Source organism: Novosphingobium sp. PhB165 (assembly GCF_004341845.1).
Lineage (GTDB): Bacteria > Pseudomonadota > Alphaproteobacteria > Sphingomonadales > Sphingomonadaceae > Novosphingobium.
The window spans coordinates 279,707-297,942 of record NZ_SLVB01000006.1; the positions used below are offsets into that span (position 1 = coordinate 279,707).

At 64.1% G+C, this 18,236-nt stretch carries 11 protein-coding genes; 7 read left to right on the forward strand and 4 right to left on the reverse strand.

Features of this window, described 5'->3' with window-relative positions; all coding sequences use genetic code 11:
• Positions 1–3: 3 nt before the first annotated feature.
• Both EDF56_RS18245 and EDF56_RS18250 read right to left on the reverse strand, forming a co-directional pair.
• A complete protein-coding gene (locus EDF56_RS18245; RefSeq protein WP_132390063.1) occupies positions 4–1,908 on the reverse strand; it encodes a M1 family metallopeptidase in 1,905 nt (634 codons plus the stop codon).
• 145 nt (positions 1,909–2,053) lie between these two features.
• The gene (locus EDF56_RS18250) at positions 2,054–3,556 is read right to left on the reverse strand and encodes a tetratricopeptide repeat protein (RefSeq protein WP_132390065.1); all 1,503 of its coding nucleotides are present in this window, start codon (positions 3,554–3,556) and stop codon (positions 2,054–2,056) included.
• Between the two features lie 181 nt (positions 3,557–3,737).
• Here EDF56_RS18250 and EDF56_RS18255 point away from each other — a divergent pair, with 181 nt between their 5' ends.
• Positions 3,738–4,160, forward strand: a complete 423-nt coding sequence (locus tag EDF56_RS18255; protein ID WP_132390067.1) for a VOC family protein — start codon at positions 3,738–3,740, stop codon at positions 4,158–4,160.
• A gap of 63 nt (positions 4,161–4,223) precedes the next feature.
• Here EDF56_RS18255 and gyrB read toward each other — a convergent pair whose 3' ends face one another.
• On the reverse strand, positions 4,224–6,773 hold the full coding sequence (gene gyrB, locus EDF56_RS18260) for a DNA topoisomerase (ATP-hydrolyzing) subunit B (RefSeq protein ID WP_132390070.1): 2,550 nt from the start codon (positions 6,771–6,773) through the stop codon (positions 4,224–4,226).
• 520 nt (positions 6,774–7,293) lie between these two features.
• Between gyrB and guaA the strand changes: the two genes are divergently transcribed.
• The 5 genes from guaA to EDF56_RS18285 all read left to right on the forward strand — a co-directional run bounded on the left by guaA (position 7,294) and on the right by EDF56_RS18285 (position 14,861).
• Positions 7,294–8,877, forward strand: coding sequence for a glutamine-hydrolyzing GMP synthase (guaA, locus tag EDF56_RS18265; RefSeq protein ID WP_132390072.1), 1,584 nt, complete (start codon positions 7,294–7,296; stop codon positions 8,875–8,877).
• Positions 8,878–9,135: 258 nt separating this feature from the next.
• Positions 9,136–10,650, forward strand: a complete 1,515-nt coding sequence (locus EDF56_RS18270) for an arylsulfatase (protein WP_132390074.1) — start codon at positions 9,136–9,138, stop codon at positions 10,648–10,650.
• Positions 10,651–10,716: 66 nt separating this feature from the next.
• The gene (locus tag EDF56_RS18275; protein ID WP_132390077.1) at positions 10,717–11,388 is read left to right on the forward strand and encodes a GAP family protein; all 672 of its coding nucleotides are present in this window, start codon (positions 10,717–10,719) and stop codon (positions 11,386–11,388) included.
• A 175-nt stretch (positions 11,389–11,563) separates the two neighbouring features.
• A complete protein-coding gene (locus tag EDF56_RS18280) occupies positions 11,564–13,915 on the forward strand; it encodes an arylsulfatase (protein WP_132390080.1) in 2,352 nt (783 codons plus the stop codon).
• A 94-nt stretch (positions 13,916–14,009) separates the two neighbouring features.
• Entirely contained in the window at positions 14,010–14,861 is an 852-nt protein-coding gene (locus EDF56_RS18285; RefSeq protein ID WP_165912245.1) for a Na+-dependent transporter, read from the forward strand.
• A gap of 149 nt (positions 14,862–15,010) precedes the next feature.
• On the opposite strand, the gene EDF56_RS18290 is transcribed toward EDF56_RS18285, so the two are convergent.
• Positions 15,011–16,510 (reverse strand): arylsulfatase, encoded by a 1,500-nt coding sequence (locus EDF56_RS18290; protein WP_132390084.1) that lies wholly within the window; start codon positions 16,508–16,510, stop codon positions 15,011–15,013.
• A 210-nt stretch (positions 16,511–16,720) separates the two neighbouring features.
• On the opposite strand from EDF56_RS18290, the gene EDF56_RS18295 reads away from it, so the two are divergent.
• The gene (locus EDF56_RS18295) at positions 16,721–18,226 is read left to right on the forward strand and encodes a DUF1254 domain-containing protein (protein WP_132390086.1); all 1,506 of its coding nucleotides are present in this window, start codon (positions 16,721–16,723) and stop codon (positions 18,224–18,226) included.
• Positions 18,227–18,236 lie beyond the last annotated feature (10 nt).

Here is an 18,236-nt window from a genome sequence, read left to right on the forward strand (position 1 = left end):
CGGTTACTCCTGTCCGGCGACGATACGCTCGATCCCGGCGGCGGTGGAGGGGTGGTAGGTGGGCTTGGCCTCGGCGAAGAAGTCCCGCGCCTTGGGCTGGCCCCAGTCGCCCTGCTTCATCAGCCCCTTGTAGAGCGGATAGACCAGCAGCCCGCGCCCGATCCGCGAGAGATAGCTACGCAGATAGGGCACTGCCGGATCGTAGCGGTTGGCGATGGCCAGTTCGAACCATGCCGACTGGATATAGGCATTGCTCGATGCGGAAAGGCCCAGCGTCTCGTCCAGTTCCTTAAGGCGCGCGGGCGTCTGCTGGCGGTCAATGCCGTTGAGGAAGCGCAGCCATTCCTGCGTGGTCCAGCCCGTGGGCTGCACCGCGCTGGCAGGCCCACCGGCGTTGAAGGCGGCCAGCTTGGTATCGATCTTGGCCAGCGTCGCGCTGTGCACGCGCACGGCATTGTCGGGCAGGCCCGCGCCATAAGACCAGCGGTCGAGCTGGAGCTTCAGTTCCAGTTCCGGCTGGTCCTTCAGCAGGCGTTCGCGCAGGTCCGCAAGGAACCCGGCGGTGGTCTGCGGCTGGAAGGCGTGACGGTCGAAGTAGGAGGTGAGATAGGCGTCCCACTTCTCGCGGCCGACCGTATATTCGATCATGCGCAGGAAGTTGGAGCCCTTGGTGTAATCCACCTCGCCCGCGCCCGGATCGCCGTGCAGGCGCGTGACGGCGCCGGTCTGGCCGCCGCCGTCGGCGATCTCGCGCTGCATCACGTCCCAGTCGAGATCGGCATAAGTCGCGGCCTGCTCCTTGCCGTAGAGCGCCTCCATGATGCGGTTCTCGAAGTAGGTGGTGAAGCCCTCGTTCAGCCACGAATCCGACCATGTGGCATTGGTGACGAGATTGCCCGACCACGAATGCGCCAGTTCATGCGCGACGACATCGGTGTTCGAGCGGTCGCCCGTGACGATGGTCGGCGTCAGGAAGGTCAGCATCGGGTTTTCCATGCCGCCGTAGGGGAAGGCGGGCGGCAGCACGAGCATGTCGTAGCGGCCCCAGCGATAGGGTCCGTAGAGCTTGCTGGCGGCGTCGATCATCTTCTCGACATCGACGAATTCCTTCGCCGCCTTGTCCAGCATCGGCGCCTCGGCCCAGACGCCCGAGCGGGGGCCGAGCGAGCGGAACTTCAGGTCGCCCACCGCAAAGGCGATCAGGTAGGGCGGCACCGGCTTGTCCATGCGGAAGCGGAACTGGCGGCGGCCGTCGGGCAGCGCCTCGCCCTTGTCTCCCGAGAGCTTTTCCGCGCTCATCACCGCGACCAGATTGCCCGGCACGCGAAAGGTGGCGTCCCAGGTCTGGCGGATGCCGGGGCTGTCCTGCGTCGGGATCCACGAGCGGTTGAGGATCGATTCGCCCTGGCTGAACAGGAACGGCTGCTTCTTGCCGAACGTCATTTCCGGCGGCAGCCATTGCAGCGCGGACGCGCCGGGCTTGGTGCGGTAGGTGATCCTGACCTGCTTGGCGCCCGCCAGTTCGACCGTCAGCGCGGAGCCAATGTCCGCATTCTTCGCGTCCTTGGGGCCGACCGTCCACTTGAGCGGGTTGCCTGTCGCCATGTCGGTGACGGCGGAAATGGCGATGTCGTTGACGTCGAGCACGACTTGCGTGGCGCCGGGCGCGGCAAGAATGTCGAGCACGGCGCTGCCGGACAGCGTCTTCGTGGCGAAATCGACATCGAGGTCGAGCGCGACATGGGTGACGCGCGCCACTTGCGGCTCGGCGTGAGTCCAGACGTCTTTCGCCTCGGGCGTGGTCAGGATCGGGGCGGGACCGGAATTCGAGGTATTTTGGGCCATTGCGGGCGAGATGGCGACGGAAGCGGAGCCGGCAAGCAGCGCGGCAGCAAGAAGGATACGCATGGGCGCGGATTATGGCCGCGCCCATGCGTAGGCGCAAGCGCAGCTAGGGCGTGATCCGATCATGCTGAATCGGATCACGCCCTAGCCATTCTTTGTGTGCCGCATTTTCCGGGTCGTCAGGTGATCCCACCTGACTTGAAAATGCTTAGAGCGACGACGGATAGATGTCGAAATGCCGCGTGCCGCCGGCGCGCGCGATAGCCGCTTGCACATCGGCGCGGCCGCGCAGCACTTGCATTCCGGCATCGAACGGCCCCGGTGGGACTCCGGCGGGAAGCGCACGATAGTCGCTGAGCTGGGCAAGAGCATCGATGCGGAGCGTGGGATCGTTCAGCCGGGCAATCATCGCCGCCGCTGCCGTGTCGATCCGTCCCAGGCAGAGTTGCAGGTCGGTGAAGGCTTCGGGATGATCTTTCGCATGGGCCACGGCGTAGGCGAGGTCGGCATTCGCGGCGTCGGTCTGCCCCAGTGCCTGCGCGGCGCAGCCATGGGCGAGGTGGAATTCCATCATGCCGTAAGGGCTGGCTATGGCGACGGGCTGATCGGCAAACGGCGCAAGCACCGTCATCGCGTCCTGCTGATGGCCGAACCGAATGTGGAGATAGGCAAGGTTGATCGTCTGGCTGAAATTGGGCTTACCGTATTCGCCCAGTGCGATGGCGGCTTGATAGGCCTCCACCGCCTTGTCGTAGCGACCGAGCTGTTCGTAAGTCCGCGCCATGCCGTCCCACCACCAGTTGATCCGGTCCTTGCGGTCCGAGAACTGCTTGGCCAGCGCGCCATCCGGTCGCGCGGCTTCGAGCGTGGCCAGCGCCTTGTCGCCCTGCCCCAGCGCGCGCTGGGTCGCGGCAAGATCGATCGGCAGGGCCAGGAGGCCGGGCCGCTCGAGGCTCATCTTCTCCAGCACCGAAACTTCGTGCCGATAGGCATCGCTCAGCTTGAAGTCGGCCGGTAGCAGGCCGCGCAGCACCGGATCGAGGCTGGCATCGCGCATGGCGGAGCCGAGGCGCAATTTGCCCAGCATCGCCTTGGCCTGGTCCGGCTTGCCGTCCTTCGCGAGCTGGCGGGCGTGGGCCAGACGCATTCCGTCGAAGCCGAATTCATACTGTGCCGGTGCGAAATCGTCGGCGCTCACCAATGCGGTCAGGCGGCCATAGGCCGGATCGTCGGGCGTCGCGGCGAGCTTGCGGGCCAGCGCGAAAATCCATTCGTTCTCGAACGTCGCCGCCGCTGAAGGCTTTTTCATCACCGCTTCCAGCGTGGTCACGGCATCCTCGTTGCGGCCGGTGTCGATCTCGACGCCGTAGCGGATGCGCCAGGCGACATCGGGCGCGCCGGGCAGGGCGGTGAGCATCCGGGCATGGACCAGCGCCGGCTCCAGCTTGTTGGTGTCGCCCTCGCACAGCGTTGCCGCCAGCAGGACCGGCGCCTGCTGCTTGGGTTCGAGCGTGGTGAAGTCCTTGCGGGCGAGGATCGGCGAAACCAGCTTGAGCGCGCCGTTGCAGTCATTGCCGTTCATCGTCGATTGCAGGCGCGGCAGTGTCTTCGCCACGGTTTCGCCGATGTCGCGTGCCTGCGCGCCTGCGGCAAGCAGCGCGGTTCCGCCCAGAAGCGCCAGAACGAATGCGCTTCGACCCAGTTTCGTCATGATTTCCCCCGTTTCAGGGGAGCGATGCTAGGAGGCCGCCGCGCGCTTGTCAGCAGGCGGGGCGGCGAAAAATGCGGCCATCCCCGATGGATATGCCGAGACAGCTTCGTGCCGCGATGTTAGCAAATGTCGCGGTTCCGGCCCGGCCGGGACCATTCCCTGAAAGGCGGAGGTGTGGACCATGCCCAAGATGATCTTCGTGAACCTGCCCGTGCGCGATCTGACGGCCTCCTCGGCTTTCTACGTCGCTTTGGGCGGGACGGTGAATCCGCAGTTCTCGAATGAAGATGCCGTCTGCGTGATGTTTTCGGACGCCATCGGCGTCATGCTGCTGACCCATGCCTACTACGGCGGATTTACCAAGCGCCCGATCGGCGATGCGCGGACCAGCAGTCAGGCACTGATCGCACTGTCCGCCGAGAGCCGGGACGATGTCGATTCAATCGTGAACCGCGCGGCGGCGGCAGGCGGCACCGCCGATCCCGATCCGGTGCAGGACCTCGGCTTCATGTACAACCGCCATGTCGAAGATCCCGACGGCTATGTCTGGGAGGTGATGTGGATGGACCCGTCCGCAGTGGACGGCGGGGCGCAGACGGACTGACCCTTCAAGGCCGGTTCCGCAACGCATCGGTCGATGCGTTGCGGAACCAGATGAGCCAGTGGCTCAGACGTCGAGATTGGCGACGTTGAGAGCGTTTTCCTGAATGAATTCGCGGCGCGGTTCGACCACGTCGCCCATCAGGCGGGTGAAGATCTCGTCGGTGACGTCGGCGTCTTCCACCTTGACCTGAAGCAGGGCGCGGTTTTCCGGATCGAGCGTGGTTTCCCAGAGCTGATCGGCATTCATCTCGCCAAGGCCCTTGTAGCGCTGGATCGAGAGGCCCTTGCGGCCCGCGGCGAGCACCGCGTCCAGCAATTGCAGCGGGCGGGTGATTGCATCGGCGCCCAGCACCGGACGGGTGGCGGCCGCTTCGTCTTCGGTCTCGGTCGCTTCGCTCTCGACCACGGCGCTGGCGCGGGTGAAGCGGGCGGCACCGGCGTAGACGTCGGTATTTTCGGCCGAAAGGCGGGCAAGCTTGCGGGCCTCGGCACTGGCCAGGAACGCGCCTTCGATCTTGTGGTGATCGGTGACGCCGCGCCACAGGCGCTCGATTTCCAGATTGCCTTCCTCGGTCATGCGCGCGGACCAGCGGGCCTCAAGATCGCCGCGATCGAGCCACTTGGCCGTGCGTTCCAGCGCGGCGTTGCGGTCGGCGGGGGAGAGATCGGGCTCGAACGCGCCGGAAAGTGCCAGTGCCTCGATAATGGTGGGATCGAAGCGGCGCGGCACGAAGGCCATCAGATTGCGGAAGCGGATCGCGTGTTCGACCAGGATGGCAAGGTCGGGGCCCATGCGCGCGCCGCCCGAGGTTTCGAGCACGCGGCCGGCCGTCCCGGCCTCGACCAGATAGCGGTCGAGCGCGGCGTTGTCCTTGAGGTAGACCTCGCTGCGGCCCTTGGCGACCTTGTAGAGCGGCGGCTGCGCGATGAAGAGGTGCCCGGCGCGGATGATGTCCGGCATCTGGCGGTGGAAGAACGTCAGCAGCAGCGTGCGGATGTGGGCGCCGTCGACGTCGGCGTCGGTCATGATGACGATCTTGTGGTAGCGCAGCTTCTCAAGATTGAAGTCGTCGCGGATCCCCGTGCCCATGGCCTGGATCAGCGTGCCCACTTCCTTTGAAGAGATGATGCGGTCAAACCGCGCGCGCTCGACGTTGAGGATCTTGCCCTTGAGCGGCAGGATCGCCTGCGTCTTGCGGTCACGCCCGGACTTGGCCGAGCCGCCTGCGGAGTCACCCTCGACCAGGAACAGTTCGCACTTGCTGGGATCGCGCTCCTGGCAGTCGGCCAGCTTGCCCGGCAGCGAGGCAATGTCCATCGCGCCCTTGCGGCGGGTCAATTCGCGGGCGCGGCGTGCGGCTTCACGCGCGGCGGCGGCGTCGATCACCTTCAGGATGATGGTCTTGGCGTGGCCGGGGTTTTCCTCCAGCCAGTCGCTCATCTTGTCCGCCATCAGCGCTTCGAGCGGCTGGCGCACTTCGGAGGAGACCAGCTTGTCCTTGGTCTGCGACGAGAACTTGGGATCGGGCAGCTTGACCGAGACGATCGCGGTGAGCCCTTCGCGCATGTCGTCGCCCGAAAGCGAGACCTTCTCCTTCTTGAGCAGGCCCGAACGCTCGGCATAGCCGTTGAGCGTGCGCGTCAGCGCGGCGCGGAACGCGGCAAGGTGGGTGCCGCCGTCACGCTGCGGGATGTTGTTGGTGAAGCACAGGACGTTCTCGTAGTACGAATCGTTCCACTCGAGCGCCACTTCCATGCCGATGCCGTCCTTGTCGGCGCCGATCGAGATCGGTTCGGGCATGAGCGGCTGCTTGTTGCGGTCGAGGTACTTCACGAAAGCGCCGATGCCGCCTTCGTAATAGAGATCGTGTTCCTTGACCTCCTCATGGCGCTTGTCGCGCAGGAGAATGCGCACGCCGGAGTTCAGGAAGGCCAGTTCGCGGTAGCGGTGTTCCAGCTTGTCGAAGTCGAACTCGGTGACGTTCTTGAACGTCTCGGTCGAGGCGAGGAAGGTCACGCGGGTGCCCTTCTTGAAGCCGTTGTCGTCCGGATTCTGGCTGACCTTCGGCGCATCGCCGACGATCTTGAGCGGCGCCACGGCATCGCCGTTGGCGAACTTCATCCAGTGCTCCTTGCCGTCGCGCCAGATGGTGAGTTCGAGCCACTCGGAAAGCGCGTTCACCACCGAGACGCCCACGCCGTGGAGGCCGCCGGACACCTTGTAGGCGTTGTCGTCCGAAGTGTTCTCGAATTTGCCGCCGGCATGGAGCTGGGTCATGATGACCTCGGCCGCCGAGACGCCTTCCTCGGAATGGAGGCCGGTGGGAATGCCGCGTCCGTTGTCCTCGACCGAGACCGAGCCATCGGGATTGAGTTCGATCAGCACGAGGTCGCAGTGACCTGCCAGTGCCTCGTCAATCGCGTTGTCCGAGACTTCGAACACCATGTGGTGAAGACCGGAGCCGTCGTCGGTGTCGCCAATGTACATGCCCGGACGCTTGCGGACCGCGTCAAGGCCCTTCAGGACCTTGATCGAATCCGCGCCGTAGCTGTTCTGGTTCTTGCCGTTGTCGGGCCGGGCGTTGTCGGGTCGGGTGTCGTCGGAGCTAGCCATATCGAGCATATAGGGTTTGGGGGCGAGGAACCCAAGCAAAACCGGCTGAGGGGGCGGGCTTTTCCACAAGACTGGGACAGACGCGCGGGCATGATCGCCGCCGGGCTGTTTTGCCGCCCGCGATGACGCCGAAACGGATGCAAAAAGGGCGGCCCCTTGGGGAGCCGCCCTTCGCCATGTGTGGTTCGCCCATGCCGGGAGGGTGCATGAACTTCCGCCGCAGGGCACACACCCAGCGCCCACGGCAGCAGCGAATGCCGGGAGGGGCATCCGCGAATTTATGGCTTGTCCTGCAAACTTACGTTTTTTGGCTTATCGCTAACCGTGCGGTCACGTCGCCCGGTCATGAATCCCAATTACGCCGGTGGGGAATTTTTGCAAATTACAAAGCAACAAAATTACGTGCATGTTTTGCAACGTTGCTCGCAGGAGAGAGCGCCGGGGGCGGGTTAACCGCAAATCCTCGCGGGAATGCGCGCCTCCACTGGACACCTGCGGCCTCTGCCTATAGTGGCCGGCCATGACTGACCAGACTCCCGCCCGGACTCCGGGCCACAGTTCCGATTCTATCCTGATCGTCGACTTCGGCAGCCAGGTGACCCAGCTTATCGCACGCCGCGTGCGCGAGGCCGGCGTCTATTCCGAGATCGCCCCGTTCAACGCCGCGAAGGAAGCCTTCGCCCGCATGAATCCGGCCGGCGTGATCCTCTCGGGATCGCCCGCATCGGTGCTGGACGAGAATGGCCCGCGCATTCCCGCCGAAATCCTTGATAGCGGCCTGCCGGTGCTCGGCATCTGTTATGGCCAGCAATCGCTGATGCACCAGCTTGGCGGTGAAGTGCTGGCGGGCGATTCGGGCGAATTCGGCCGCGCCTTCATCGAAATCGGCGACGATTGCGCGCTGTTCGACGGCCTCTGGGCCAAGGGCGAGCGCCATCAGGTCTGGATGAGCCATGGCGACAAGGTGACCAGCCTTGCCCCCGGTTTCCGTCCCGTTGCATCGAGCGAAGGCGCGCCTTTCGCGGTGATCGCCAATGACGAGAAGCGCATCTACGCGATGCAGTTCCACCCCGAAGTCGTGCACACGCCCGACGGCGGCAAGCTGCTGAAGAACTTCGTGCGCCACGTCTGCGGCCTTGCCGGCGACTGGACCATGGCCGAGTTCCGCAAGACCAAGATCGACGAGATCCGCGCCCAGGTCGGCGAAGGCCGCGTGATTTGCGGCCTGTCGGGCGGCGTCGATTCCGCGGTGGCCGCGCTGCTGATCCATGAAGCGATCGGCGACCAGCTCACGTGCGTCTTCGTCGACGGCGGCATCCTGCGCATGGGCGAGGCCGAACAGGTCGTCAGCCTGTTCCGCGGCCACTACAACATCCCGCTGGTCCACGTCGACGCATCGACGCTGTTCCTCAACGGCCTTGCCGGCGTCACCGACCCCGAGGCCAAGCGCAAGTTCATCGGCAAGACCTTCATCGACGTCTTCGAGGACGAGGCGAAGAAGATCGGCGGCGCCGAGTTCCTGGCGCAGGGCACGCTCTACCCGGACGTGATCGAATCGGTCTCGTTCACCGGCGGTCCCTCGGTGACGATCAAGAGCCACCACAACGTCGGCGGCCTGCCCGAGCGCATGAACATGAAGCTCGTCGAGCCGCTGCGCGAACTGTTCAAGGACGAAGTCCGCGAACTGGGCCGCGAACTGGGCCTGCCCGAGATCTTCGTGGGCCGCCACCCGTTCCCCGGACCGGGCCTGGCGATCCGCATCCCCGGCGAAGTGACGCGCGAGCGCTGCGACATCCTGCGCAAGGCCGACGCGATCTACCTTGAGGAAATCCGCAATGCGGGTCTCTACGACGCGATCTGGCAGGCCTTCGCGGTGCTGCTGCCGGTCAAGACTGTCGGCGTGATGGGCGATGGCCGCACCTACGACAACGTCTGCGCCCTGCGCGCCGTGACCTCGACCGACGGCATGACGGCGGATATCTATCCCTTCGACGCCGCGTTCCTGTCACGCGTGGCCACCCGCATCATCAACGAGGTGAAGGGCATCAACCGCGTGGTCTACGACTACACCTCGAAGCCGCCGGGCACGATCGAGTGGGAATGATCTTTCCCACCCGTCACTTGAAAATAAGCATATAAATCAAAAGCTTTTTAAGCGCTTGGCCATGGCCAAGGATGCTTTGAGCGATTGACCCAGGCGTAAGATCGAAACCATGCCCCCCCATCCGGGGCGGCATGGTTTCGTGCCGTTAGTTTCCTCGGGGTAATGTCCCGCCCATCTCCTGACTTTCCCCGATGCCCTGCCTGAAGCGGTCCGGACTATCCCTGCGGCATTCTTTCAAGTTTGCAGCCGGAGCGGACGATGGCGAAGCGGCCCAATATTCTCGTAATCTGGGGTGATGATATCGGCTGGCAGAACGTCAGCGCCTACGGCCTGGGCACGATGGGCTATACCACGCCCAATATCGATCGCGTCGGCTATGAAGGGATCCGCTTCACCGATCACTATGCCCAGCAGAGCTGCACGGCCGGCCGCGCCGCTTTCATCACCGGCCAATATCCGATCCGCTCCGGCATGGTCACGGTTGGTCAGCCCGGCGATGCATTGGGCTTGCAAAAGGAATCGCCCTGCCTTGCCGAAGTCCTGAAGGAAGCAGGCTATCGCACCGGTCATTTCGGCAAGAGCCATCTCGGAGACCGCAACGAGCACTTGCCGACCAACCACGGCTTCGACGAGTTTTTCGGCAACCTCTATCACCTCAACGTGTCCGAAGAGGACGAACAGCGGGACTATCAGAACTTCGCCAAGGCCTATGCCGGAAGTCTTGAGGCCTACGAGGAGAAGTTCGGCGCGCGCGGCGTGATCCACAGCTGGGCGACGGACGTTGACGATCCAACCGAGGATCCGCGTTTCGGCAAGGTCGGCAAGCAGAAGATCGTCGATACCGGCCCGCTTCACCAGGAGCGCATGCACGAGGTGGACGAGAAGGAATTCATTCCGCCCGCGCTCGAATTCATGAAGAACGCCAAGGATGCGGACGAACCGTTCTTCGTCTGGCTGAACACCAGTCGCATGCACCTCTACACGCGCCTCAACGACAAGTGGCGTTATGCCGCCGAGAAATATACCTCGGAAGCCGATCTTCACGGTTCGGGCATGCTGCAGCACGATCACGACGTGGGCATCGTCCTCGATTGGCTGAAGGAGAACGGCCTCGAAGAGGACACTATCGTCTGGTATTCGACCGACAACGGGCCGGAGCACTCGTCATGGCCGCACGGCGCGACAACGCCGTGGCGCGGCGAGAAGATGACCACTTACGAAGGCGGCGTACGTGTCATCTCGATGCTGCGCTGGCCCGGCGTGATCGCGCCGCTGCAGCTCAAGAACGGCATTCAATGCCATCAGGACATGTTCACCACGCTCGCCAAGGCCGCCGGGGTGGAGAATGTGCAGGACAAGGTGCTGGCCGAGAAGAAGCAGTACATCGATGGCGTCGACAACCTCGATTACTGGCTGGGCAAGGCCGAGGAATCCTCTCGCAATCACGTGTTCCACTATAACGAATCCAAGCTGACGGCGATGCGGATGGGGCCGTGGAAGTGGCACTTCTCGACCAACGAGGATTACTACGGAAACATGGTCGGCCGTTCCAAGCCGCTGGTGTTCAACATCCGCATGGATCCCTTCGAAAGCTACGACAATTCCGACTCCTACGGCCATCTGATCCAGAAGGTTTCGTGGCAGACCGGACCGCTGGGCGAATTGATGAAGGACCATCTCATGACGCTGGCGAAGTATCCCCCGGTGCAGGGCGGCAAGAGCTTCGACATGTCCAACGTGGTCGAGCAGTTCATGAGCAAGGGGCACGAGTAGCAAAACCCGCACCGGGCGGCGCGTTGTCGCAGGCCCGGCGCGCACCGGCTCGAGGAGGGGGCGCACTTGCTGGAAGCCATAGGTGAATTGCTGCCCCTGGCCGTGGGCTTATCGATCAGCCCGCTGCCCATCATCGCGATGATCGTGCTTTTGATGTCGCCCAAAGCGCCGATATCGGCGCCGGCGTTCATGCTGGGCTGGATGATCGCCATTGCAGCCGCGCTGATCCTGTTCGGCAGTCTGGCCGGGCTGGGTTTCGGAAAAGGCGGAAGCGGCGGGATTGTCGCGGCGGTGAAGATGGCTCTCGGAGCGGGCCTGCTGCTGCTTGCCTTGATGGAGTGGCGGGCGCGGCCGCGACGCGGCGAGACCGCGCAACTACCCCACTGGCTTGAGGCCGTAGAGAGGATGGGCCCGTTCGCGGCAGGCGGCCTGGGGTTCGGGATCTATGCGGCCAATCCCAAGAATCTGACCGTCGGCATCGCGGCGGGCGTGGCCTTCGGTCAAACCCGGCTTCCGCCAGGCCAGGCTGCGCTCGTTTGTCTGGTCTATGTGCTGATTGCTGCGAGCACCGTGGTCGTGCCGGTGATTGGCTATTTCGTCGCTCGGGAGCGGGTGCGGCCTTGGCTCGACGAGATGCGTGACTGGCTCACCCAGCATAACGCGGCGGTCATGGCCGTGCTGCTGTTGATCGTGGGGGCCATGATGTTCGGCAAAGGCGTTTCATCGCTCGCCGGGTGAGAGTGATCGGGTCTCGGCTCTCGACGTTCCATCCGCAGGTTTCGCGCCCGTTCAGTTCGGTAGCCGGCTGTGCCGCTTCAGGTGTTACCCTTCGCGTGGCTAGGGACATCCCCGATACCTGCGATTGCCTAACCCGTCAGGATGGCGGCTCACCTCCCATGATGTGAGTGAGTCCATGTCCGACATCGATCGTAGCCACCTCCCGCTTCCCCGGCCGCCGTTCACCGGCAAGATCGGCAAGACCTATCAGGAGTCGGAAAGCCAGTGGCCGGAATTGCCCAAGCCGCCCAAGGGGGCGCCGAATGTCGTTCTCATATTGCTGGATGACGTGGGCTTCGGCCAGGCGAGCACGTTCGGCGGGCCGGTGCCGACGCCGGTTCTGGACAAGTTGGCGGGCACCGGGCTGCGCTACACGCGGTTTCACACGACGGCGATCTGCGGCCCGTCGCGCGCGGCGCTGATTACCGGGCGCAATCACCACAATTGCGGCACCGGGTTCCTGTCGGAATGGGCAACCGGATTCCCCAGCTACAACAACATGATCCCGCAATCGACCTCTACGGTCGGGCGCATCCTGAAGGAAAACGGCTACGCCACCAGCTGGTTCGGCAAGAACCACAATACGCCGGACTGGGAGAGCAGCGTCGCCGGGCCGTTCGACCGCTGGCCCACCGGCATGGGTTTCGACTATTTCTATGGCTTCATCGCCGGGGAAACCCACCAGTACTACCCGGTCCTCTTCGAGAACACCGTCGCCGTGGAGCCCGACAAGTCGCCCGAGGAAGGCTACCATTTCCAGACCGACATGACCGACCGCGCGATCAACTGGATCCGCTATTCGAAGTCGGTGGCGCCCGATAAGCCCTATTTCTGCTACTTCGCGCCGGGCGCCGCCCATGCGCCGCATCATGCCCCGGCCGAGTGGCGGGACAAGTTCAAGGGCCAGTTCGATCAGGGCTGGGAAAAGGTCCGCGAGGAAACCTATCAGCGGCAGCTCGCCGCCGGCATCATCCCGCCGGACACCGAACTGACGGCGAAGCCGGACTGGGTGCAGGACTGGGACAGCCTCTCGGCCGACGAGAAGAAGCTGTTTGCGCGGTTCATGGAGAACTTCGCCGGCTATCTGTCCTTCGCCGATCACGAATGCGGCCGTCTGATCGACGCCGTGCAGGGTCTGCCGGACGCGGACAATACGATCATCATCTATATCGTCGGCGATAACGGCGCGAGTTCCGAAGGCGGCATGACCGGGACCGTGAACGAGGTGATGAACCTCAACGGCATCCCCTCGTCGATCGAGGACAATCTGGCCGCCTATGACGAGATCGGCGGCCCGGATACCGAGCCGCACTATCCGCTGGGCTGGGCCTGGTGCGGCAACGCGCCGTTCCAGTGGGTGAAGCAGGTCGCCTCCCACTTCGGCGGATCGCGCAATCCGATGGTGATTTCGTGGCCGGACAAGATCAAGGACAAGGGCGGGATGCGGCCGCAGTTCTGCCACCTGATCGATATCGTGCCGACTCTGCTGGACGCTGCGGGCATTCCCGCGCCGGATTACGTCAACGGCGTCGAACAGAAGCCGATGGACGGCGTTTCCATCCAGTCGACATTCGCCAGCGCCGATGCCCATGCCGTGCGCGAACGGCAGTATTTCGAGGTCTTCTCCAACCGGGCGATCTACGACAAGGGCTGGATCGCCTGCGCCCAGCACACGTTCCCGTGGCGGCAGGACTTCGCGCCGGGCCACTGGGAAAACGACACCTGGGAACTCTACAACATCGACGAGGACTTCAGCGAGGCCAAGAATCTGGCCGCCAAGCACCCGGAAAAGGTGGAGGAACTGAAGCGGATCTTCGACGAGGAAGCGGAGAAATACAACGTCTACCCGCTCGACGATCGCGGCGCCGGTCGTCTCGCCGAACCCAAGCCGTCACCCGGCGGCGCGGATCCGAACCGTACCGAATTCACCTATTTCGAAGGCGCGGCGCGGCTGCCGGAAACGGCATCGCCCAATACCAAGAACCGCTCGCACTCGATCAAGGTAGCCGTGGATAACGACTCCGGCAAAGCCGAAGGCGTGCTGCTCGCAGCAGGCGGAGGTTCGGCCGGGTATGCGATCTACATTCTCGATGGCAAGCCGGTGTACCACTACAACTTCTTCGAAAAGGTGCGGCTGAACGTCGTGTCCAGCAAGCCGCTGCCCAAGGGCAAGTCCACGCTCGAAGTCGCCTTCGCCTATGACGGCGGCGGGCTGGGCAAGGGCGGCGAGGCCGTGCTGCTGCTCAATGGCGAGGAAGTCGGCCGGGGCCGTATCGAACAGACGGTCGCGGGCCGGTTCGGCATCGATACTTTCGGGGTCGGCGCGGACAGCGGATCGCCGGTGTCGGATGCCTACAAGCCGCCGTTCGCCTTCAAGGGCGGCAAGATCGAGCGTGTGGACATCAAGCTGGCCGCCCGCAACCTCAGCCAGAGCGAGGAAGACGAACTGCACGAGCGCTACCTGGCGTTCGCCCAGCATATCGAGTGAACTTTCGGGAACAGGCAAAGCCCATCATCGCGGCGCCGGGCGAACCATGCCGATCGCCCGGCGCACGCGACTTCTGACCGGATCGGAGACCGACATGACTCTCGTGCAGGCCATGAAGCTGCTCGTTTTGCTGAGCGTGATGCTCACCGTTCTTTCCCTTGCCTTGCGGGCAAGAGCGGGGGATTTCTTCTACCTGTTCCGCGAATGGCGGCTGGGCCTGCGCGCGGTGATCGCGATGTTCGTCATCGTGCCGATAGTTGCGATTATCATGGCGGATGTCTTCGACCTGAAGGGCCCGGTGAAAGTTGCGCTGGTGGCGCTGGCCTTTTCGCCGGTGCCGCCTCTCTTGCCCCGCAAACAGGCCAAGGCCGGGGGCGAGGCATCGTACATCTCCGGTCTTCTGGTCGCCGCGGCGCTGGCCTCGCTGGTGCTGGCGCCGATCGGCCTTTCGCTGATAGGCGAGATCTTTGGCCTGGAAATGCAGGTGTCGCGCGCCGGTATGGCGACGACGCTGGGGCTGACGATCGCTCTGCCGCTGGCGCTGGGCGTGCTGGGCCAGCGCGTGCTGGGTGACGCAAGGGCCGGGGCGGTCTCGGGCCCGCTTAGCAAAGTGGCCAACGTCCTGTTTGCGGTCAGCGTGCTGTCCCTGCTGGTCGCGCTGGCGCCGGCCGTCGGCAAATTGCTGGGGGACGGGACGATCGTGGCGCTGGTCGCGATGAGTCTGGTCGGTCTGGCCGCGGGCTGGTTTCTGGCCGGAGACGATCGGCACAACCGGGCCGTGCTGGCATTGGCGTCCGCTGCCCGTCACCCCGGTGTCGCGATCGGCATCGCGACGACAAGCTTTCCGGACGCAAAGCTGGCACCCGCCGCGATCATTCTGGCGGCGGTGGTCAATACGCTGATCGCGATCCCGTTCCTCAAGCGCCTCCACAAGAGCGAGGTTTAGCGCCCGCTCAAGTTCGCCGGAGCCCTCCGCGACGACCAAAGCAAAGCGTGGTCCGGTTCAGGATGAACGGACCACGCTTTGCTTTTTGGATTTCGACCTGACCTGACAGCGGGGCTTGGCCTTGGCCAAAGCCCCGCTCATGCGCGCCTTCAGTCGCTAGGCGTGTGGTCCTTCATTCCCGCAAGAACCGCGGCCATGCCGATGCCGGTTCCCTTCTGCGAGGGCGGGAAGTCATGCAGGCTCTGCACGAAGCGCGCGATCGGCTCGGTCAGTTCGGGCATGATCCAGCTCTTCTCCTTCATCCAGAGGAACTGGCCACCGGTGTCGGGGCTGCGCTCGAACGGATCGGCCTTGATGTCGATCACCAGACCGCCCGGAATCTTGGTCGCCGCATCGAGCCACTTGTCCTTGATTGCGATATGGACCTTCCAGTTATCGACGCGCAGGGCGGTTGGCTCCGTTTCCGCGAAGAAGAAGAATTCGCGGCGCTGCGATTTGCCATCGGGCTTGGTGAGCATGTCGATCTGGTTGTAGCCATCCAGATGGACCTTGTAGTCGGTCCCGCCGATGGTCTTGCCCGCGACGAGTTGCTCTTTCACATCCGGCTCGCCCACGGCGGCCAGCAAGGTCGGCACCCAATCCTCGCTGGTCATGAACTCGCCGGTCCAGCTGTTCGCGGCGATCTTGCCCGGCCAGCGGATCAGCATGGGAACGCGGAAGCCGCCGTCCCACGTGGTTCCCTTCTCGCCGCGGAACGATGCCGTTCCCGCCATTGGCCAATGCGCCAGATTGATGCCGTTGTCCGAAGTCAGCAGTACGATGGTGTTGTCCGTCAGGCCTTCCTCGTCCAGCGTATCGAGCAGCTTGCCGATCAGGCCGTCGAGTTGCAGCACCGCATCGAAATAGGGCGTGTGCCCGCTCTTGCCGAGCCATTCGGGGGACACGTGGATCTGTTGGTGCATGCGCGAAGGGCAGTGCCACAGGAAGAAAGGCTTTCCGGCAGCCTTCTGCGCTTTGATGTATTCGATCGAAGCGTCCGTGAACTCATCGTCGATCGTGCCCATCCGTTCGGTGGTCAGCGGGCCGAGGTCCTCGATCGTCTGCTTGCCAACACGACCCCAACGCGGATCTTCCGTCGGATCGTCTTTGTCGCTCGCGCGGGCGTGGATCATATTGCGCGGACGGCCGGCGAAATTCGGGTCTGTGGGGAAATCGGGCTGTTCGGGCATCTCCATCATGTTGAGATGATAGAGAAAGCCGCGAAACTCGTCGAAACCGTGGACGGTCGGCAGGAACTCGTTGCGGTCGCCCACATGGCTCTTGCCGAACAGCGCCGTGGCATAGCCCAGATCCTTGAGCAGCGCGGCCAGCGTCACGTCTCCGTCCTGAAGGCCGACTTTGGCGCCGGGCTGGCCGACCGAGGTGAGGCCGGTGCGGATCGGGTACTGCCCCGTCAGGAACGCGGCGCGCCCGGCCGTGCAACTGGGCTGCGCGTAGTAGTCGGAAACCATCATGCCCTCTCGGGCCAGACGGTCCATGTTGGGCGTGCTCACCGCGCCAAGGCCGCGGTGGTAGGCGGATAGGTCCATGGGCGCCATGTCATCGATCATGATCGCGACGATGTTCGGTCGGGTGGAATCAGTGGCCATCACATTCTCCTGCGTTCTGCCCTGTTTCCCTCGCGGCCAAAGCCAAAAACATCGGGTGAAACCCCCGGCCCTCCGGAGAGGGCTCCCGATAGCGCGGCTTTGGCCTGTTACCGATGGGGATAGTACGCCGTGTTTTGCGGGTTCCTCCCAATGATTGCCTTCAACGAAGGCCGATAGGCTCCGGCAAGCGATTGCCAGGAGATTGCCGTCATGGTCGACACGCCGCCACTGCCTTCAAAGGTACCCTATCTCATCCGCCAGTTCACGCCGGCCAATCCGGGGCTGGCCAACGGCGGCGGCGTTCCCGCCAGCCTGACCAGTGAGCACTATGTCGAGGCGCTGGCCCGCGTGGTCTATGTCTGGGGCCATCCCCTGGTGAACACCGTGGGGCGGAGCAGCACCTGGGCGCTCATGGAAGGGCACGGGCCCGGAATGGCGATGGGGCTTTTTCCCGGCAGTCCCAAGAACTGGATGGGCTATGTCGACGACTATCTGCCCGCCAGCCAGCGCAAGGTTGTGACGCCCAACAACGACACGATCTACGGTGCCTGTTTCGCCGATCTGGGCGATGAGCCGGTGGTCATCCAGACGCCGGACGATGTTCCCCAAGGCCACTACTGGACGATCCAGATCGTCGATGCCTTCACCACGGTGACGCACCAACTCGGCTCCGCATCGGCGACGCCGGCGGGCAAGTACTTGTGGGTGGGGCCCGATTGGCAGGGCAGCACACCCGAAGGGTTCGTGGACGTGCTGCGCTCCCCCACGAACATCGGCGTGGCCATGGCGCGCAGCTTTGCCGCACGCACGCCGGAGGGCAAGGCCAGGGCGCGGGCCGTGCTCAACCAGATGGGGGCCTATCCGTTGAGCGCGGATGCGCCGGGTCGGCGCCAGTTCGATTGCGAGGCAAGCGCGCGTAACAAGGTCTATCCCGCCGGGCTGACTGCCGAGATGCTGGCCGCCGATCCGGATCTGCTGCGCATCCGGCCGGTTCACGGCGAGCGATTCTGGGACGATCTGGAAAAGGCCCTGAACGCCAATCCGAAGGCGGGCGTGAACGATGCGGCCATGGCGGATCAGGCACGGACCCTGCTGGGCCTGCGCAAGAGCGATCCGCGCTGGAAAGCGCTGCTGGACCGGGCCGCGCTGGCCGCCGATGCCGAGCTTTACGAAGGCGCGCGCTACGATCAGGTGGGCACCGATGCCGGCAATGGCTGGCAGCGGCAGGAAAATGGCGGCGACTGGGGCACCGACTGGTACGGGCGGGCGCTGGCGGCGGTGATCTACATCTATGTCAATCACTACCGCGAAGCGATCTACCTGATCCGCGGGACGGATGCCGATGGGGCATTGCTGCAAGGCCGCTACCGCTACACGGTGCGCTTCGAGAAAGGACAATTGCCGCCGATCGACACGGCCAAAGGCGGCTTCTGGTCCCTGACCATGTACGATCGCGACTATTTCATGATGCCCACCAGCCCCAATGGCCGGCACAACATCGGTACGGTGAATCTCGACGCAAACGAATTGGCGTTCGGCGCCGACGGGTCGTTGACGCTGGTACTCTCTCACGAGGAGCCCGCCGATGCCGAGGGCAAGGCGAATTGGCTTCCCGCCCCCGATGACCAGTTCGCCTTGCTGCTGCGCGCCTATGTGCCGACCCAGGCCATACTCGACGGCAGCTATCTTCTGCCGCAGGTCAAACGCATCCGTTGACGCGTTTACG

Excerpts from the sequence above, each read along its gene's own strand:
- EDF56_RS18245 (WP_132390063.1), bottom strand. The coding sequence starts at position 1,908 with ATGCGTATCCTTCTTGCTGCCGCGCTGCTTGCCGGCTCCGCTTCCGTC.
- EDF56_RS18250 (WP_132390065.1), bottom strand. The coding sequence starts at position 3,556 with ATGACGAAACTGGGTCGAAGCGCATTCGTTCTGGCGCTTCTGGGCGGA.
- EDF56_RS18255 (WP_132390067.1), top strand. The coding sequence starts at position 3,738 with ATGCCCAAGATGATCTTCGTGAACCTGCCCGTGCGCGATCTGACGGCC.
- gyrB (WP_132390070.1), bottom strand. The coding sequence starts at position 6,773 with ATGGCTAGCTCCGACGACACCCGACCCGACAACGCCCGGCCCGACAAC.
- guaA (WP_132390072.1), top strand. The coding sequence starts at position 7,294 with ATGACTGACCAGACTCCCGCCCGGACTCCGGGCCACAGTTCCGATTCT.
- EDF56_RS18270 (WP_132390074.1), top strand. The coding sequence starts at position 9,136 with ATGGCGAAGCGGCCCAATATTCTCGTAATCTGGGGTGATGATATCGGC.
- EDF56_RS18280 (WP_132390080.1), top strand. The coding sequence starts at position 11,564 with ATGTCCGACATCGATCGTAGCCACCTCCCGCTTCCCCGGCCGCCGTTC.
- EDF56_RS18285 (WP_165912245.1), top strand. The coding sequence starts at position 14,010 with ATGACTCTCGTGCAGGCCATGAAGCTGCTCGTTTTGCTGAGCGTGATG.
- EDF56_RS18290 (WP_132390084.1), bottom strand. The coding sequence starts at position 16,510 with ATGGCCACTGATTCCACCCGACCGAACATCGTCGCGATCATGATCGAT.
- EDF56_RS18295 (WP_132390086.1), top strand. The coding sequence starts at position 16,721 with ATGGTCGACACGCCGCCACTGCCTTCAAAGGTACCCTATCTCATCCGC.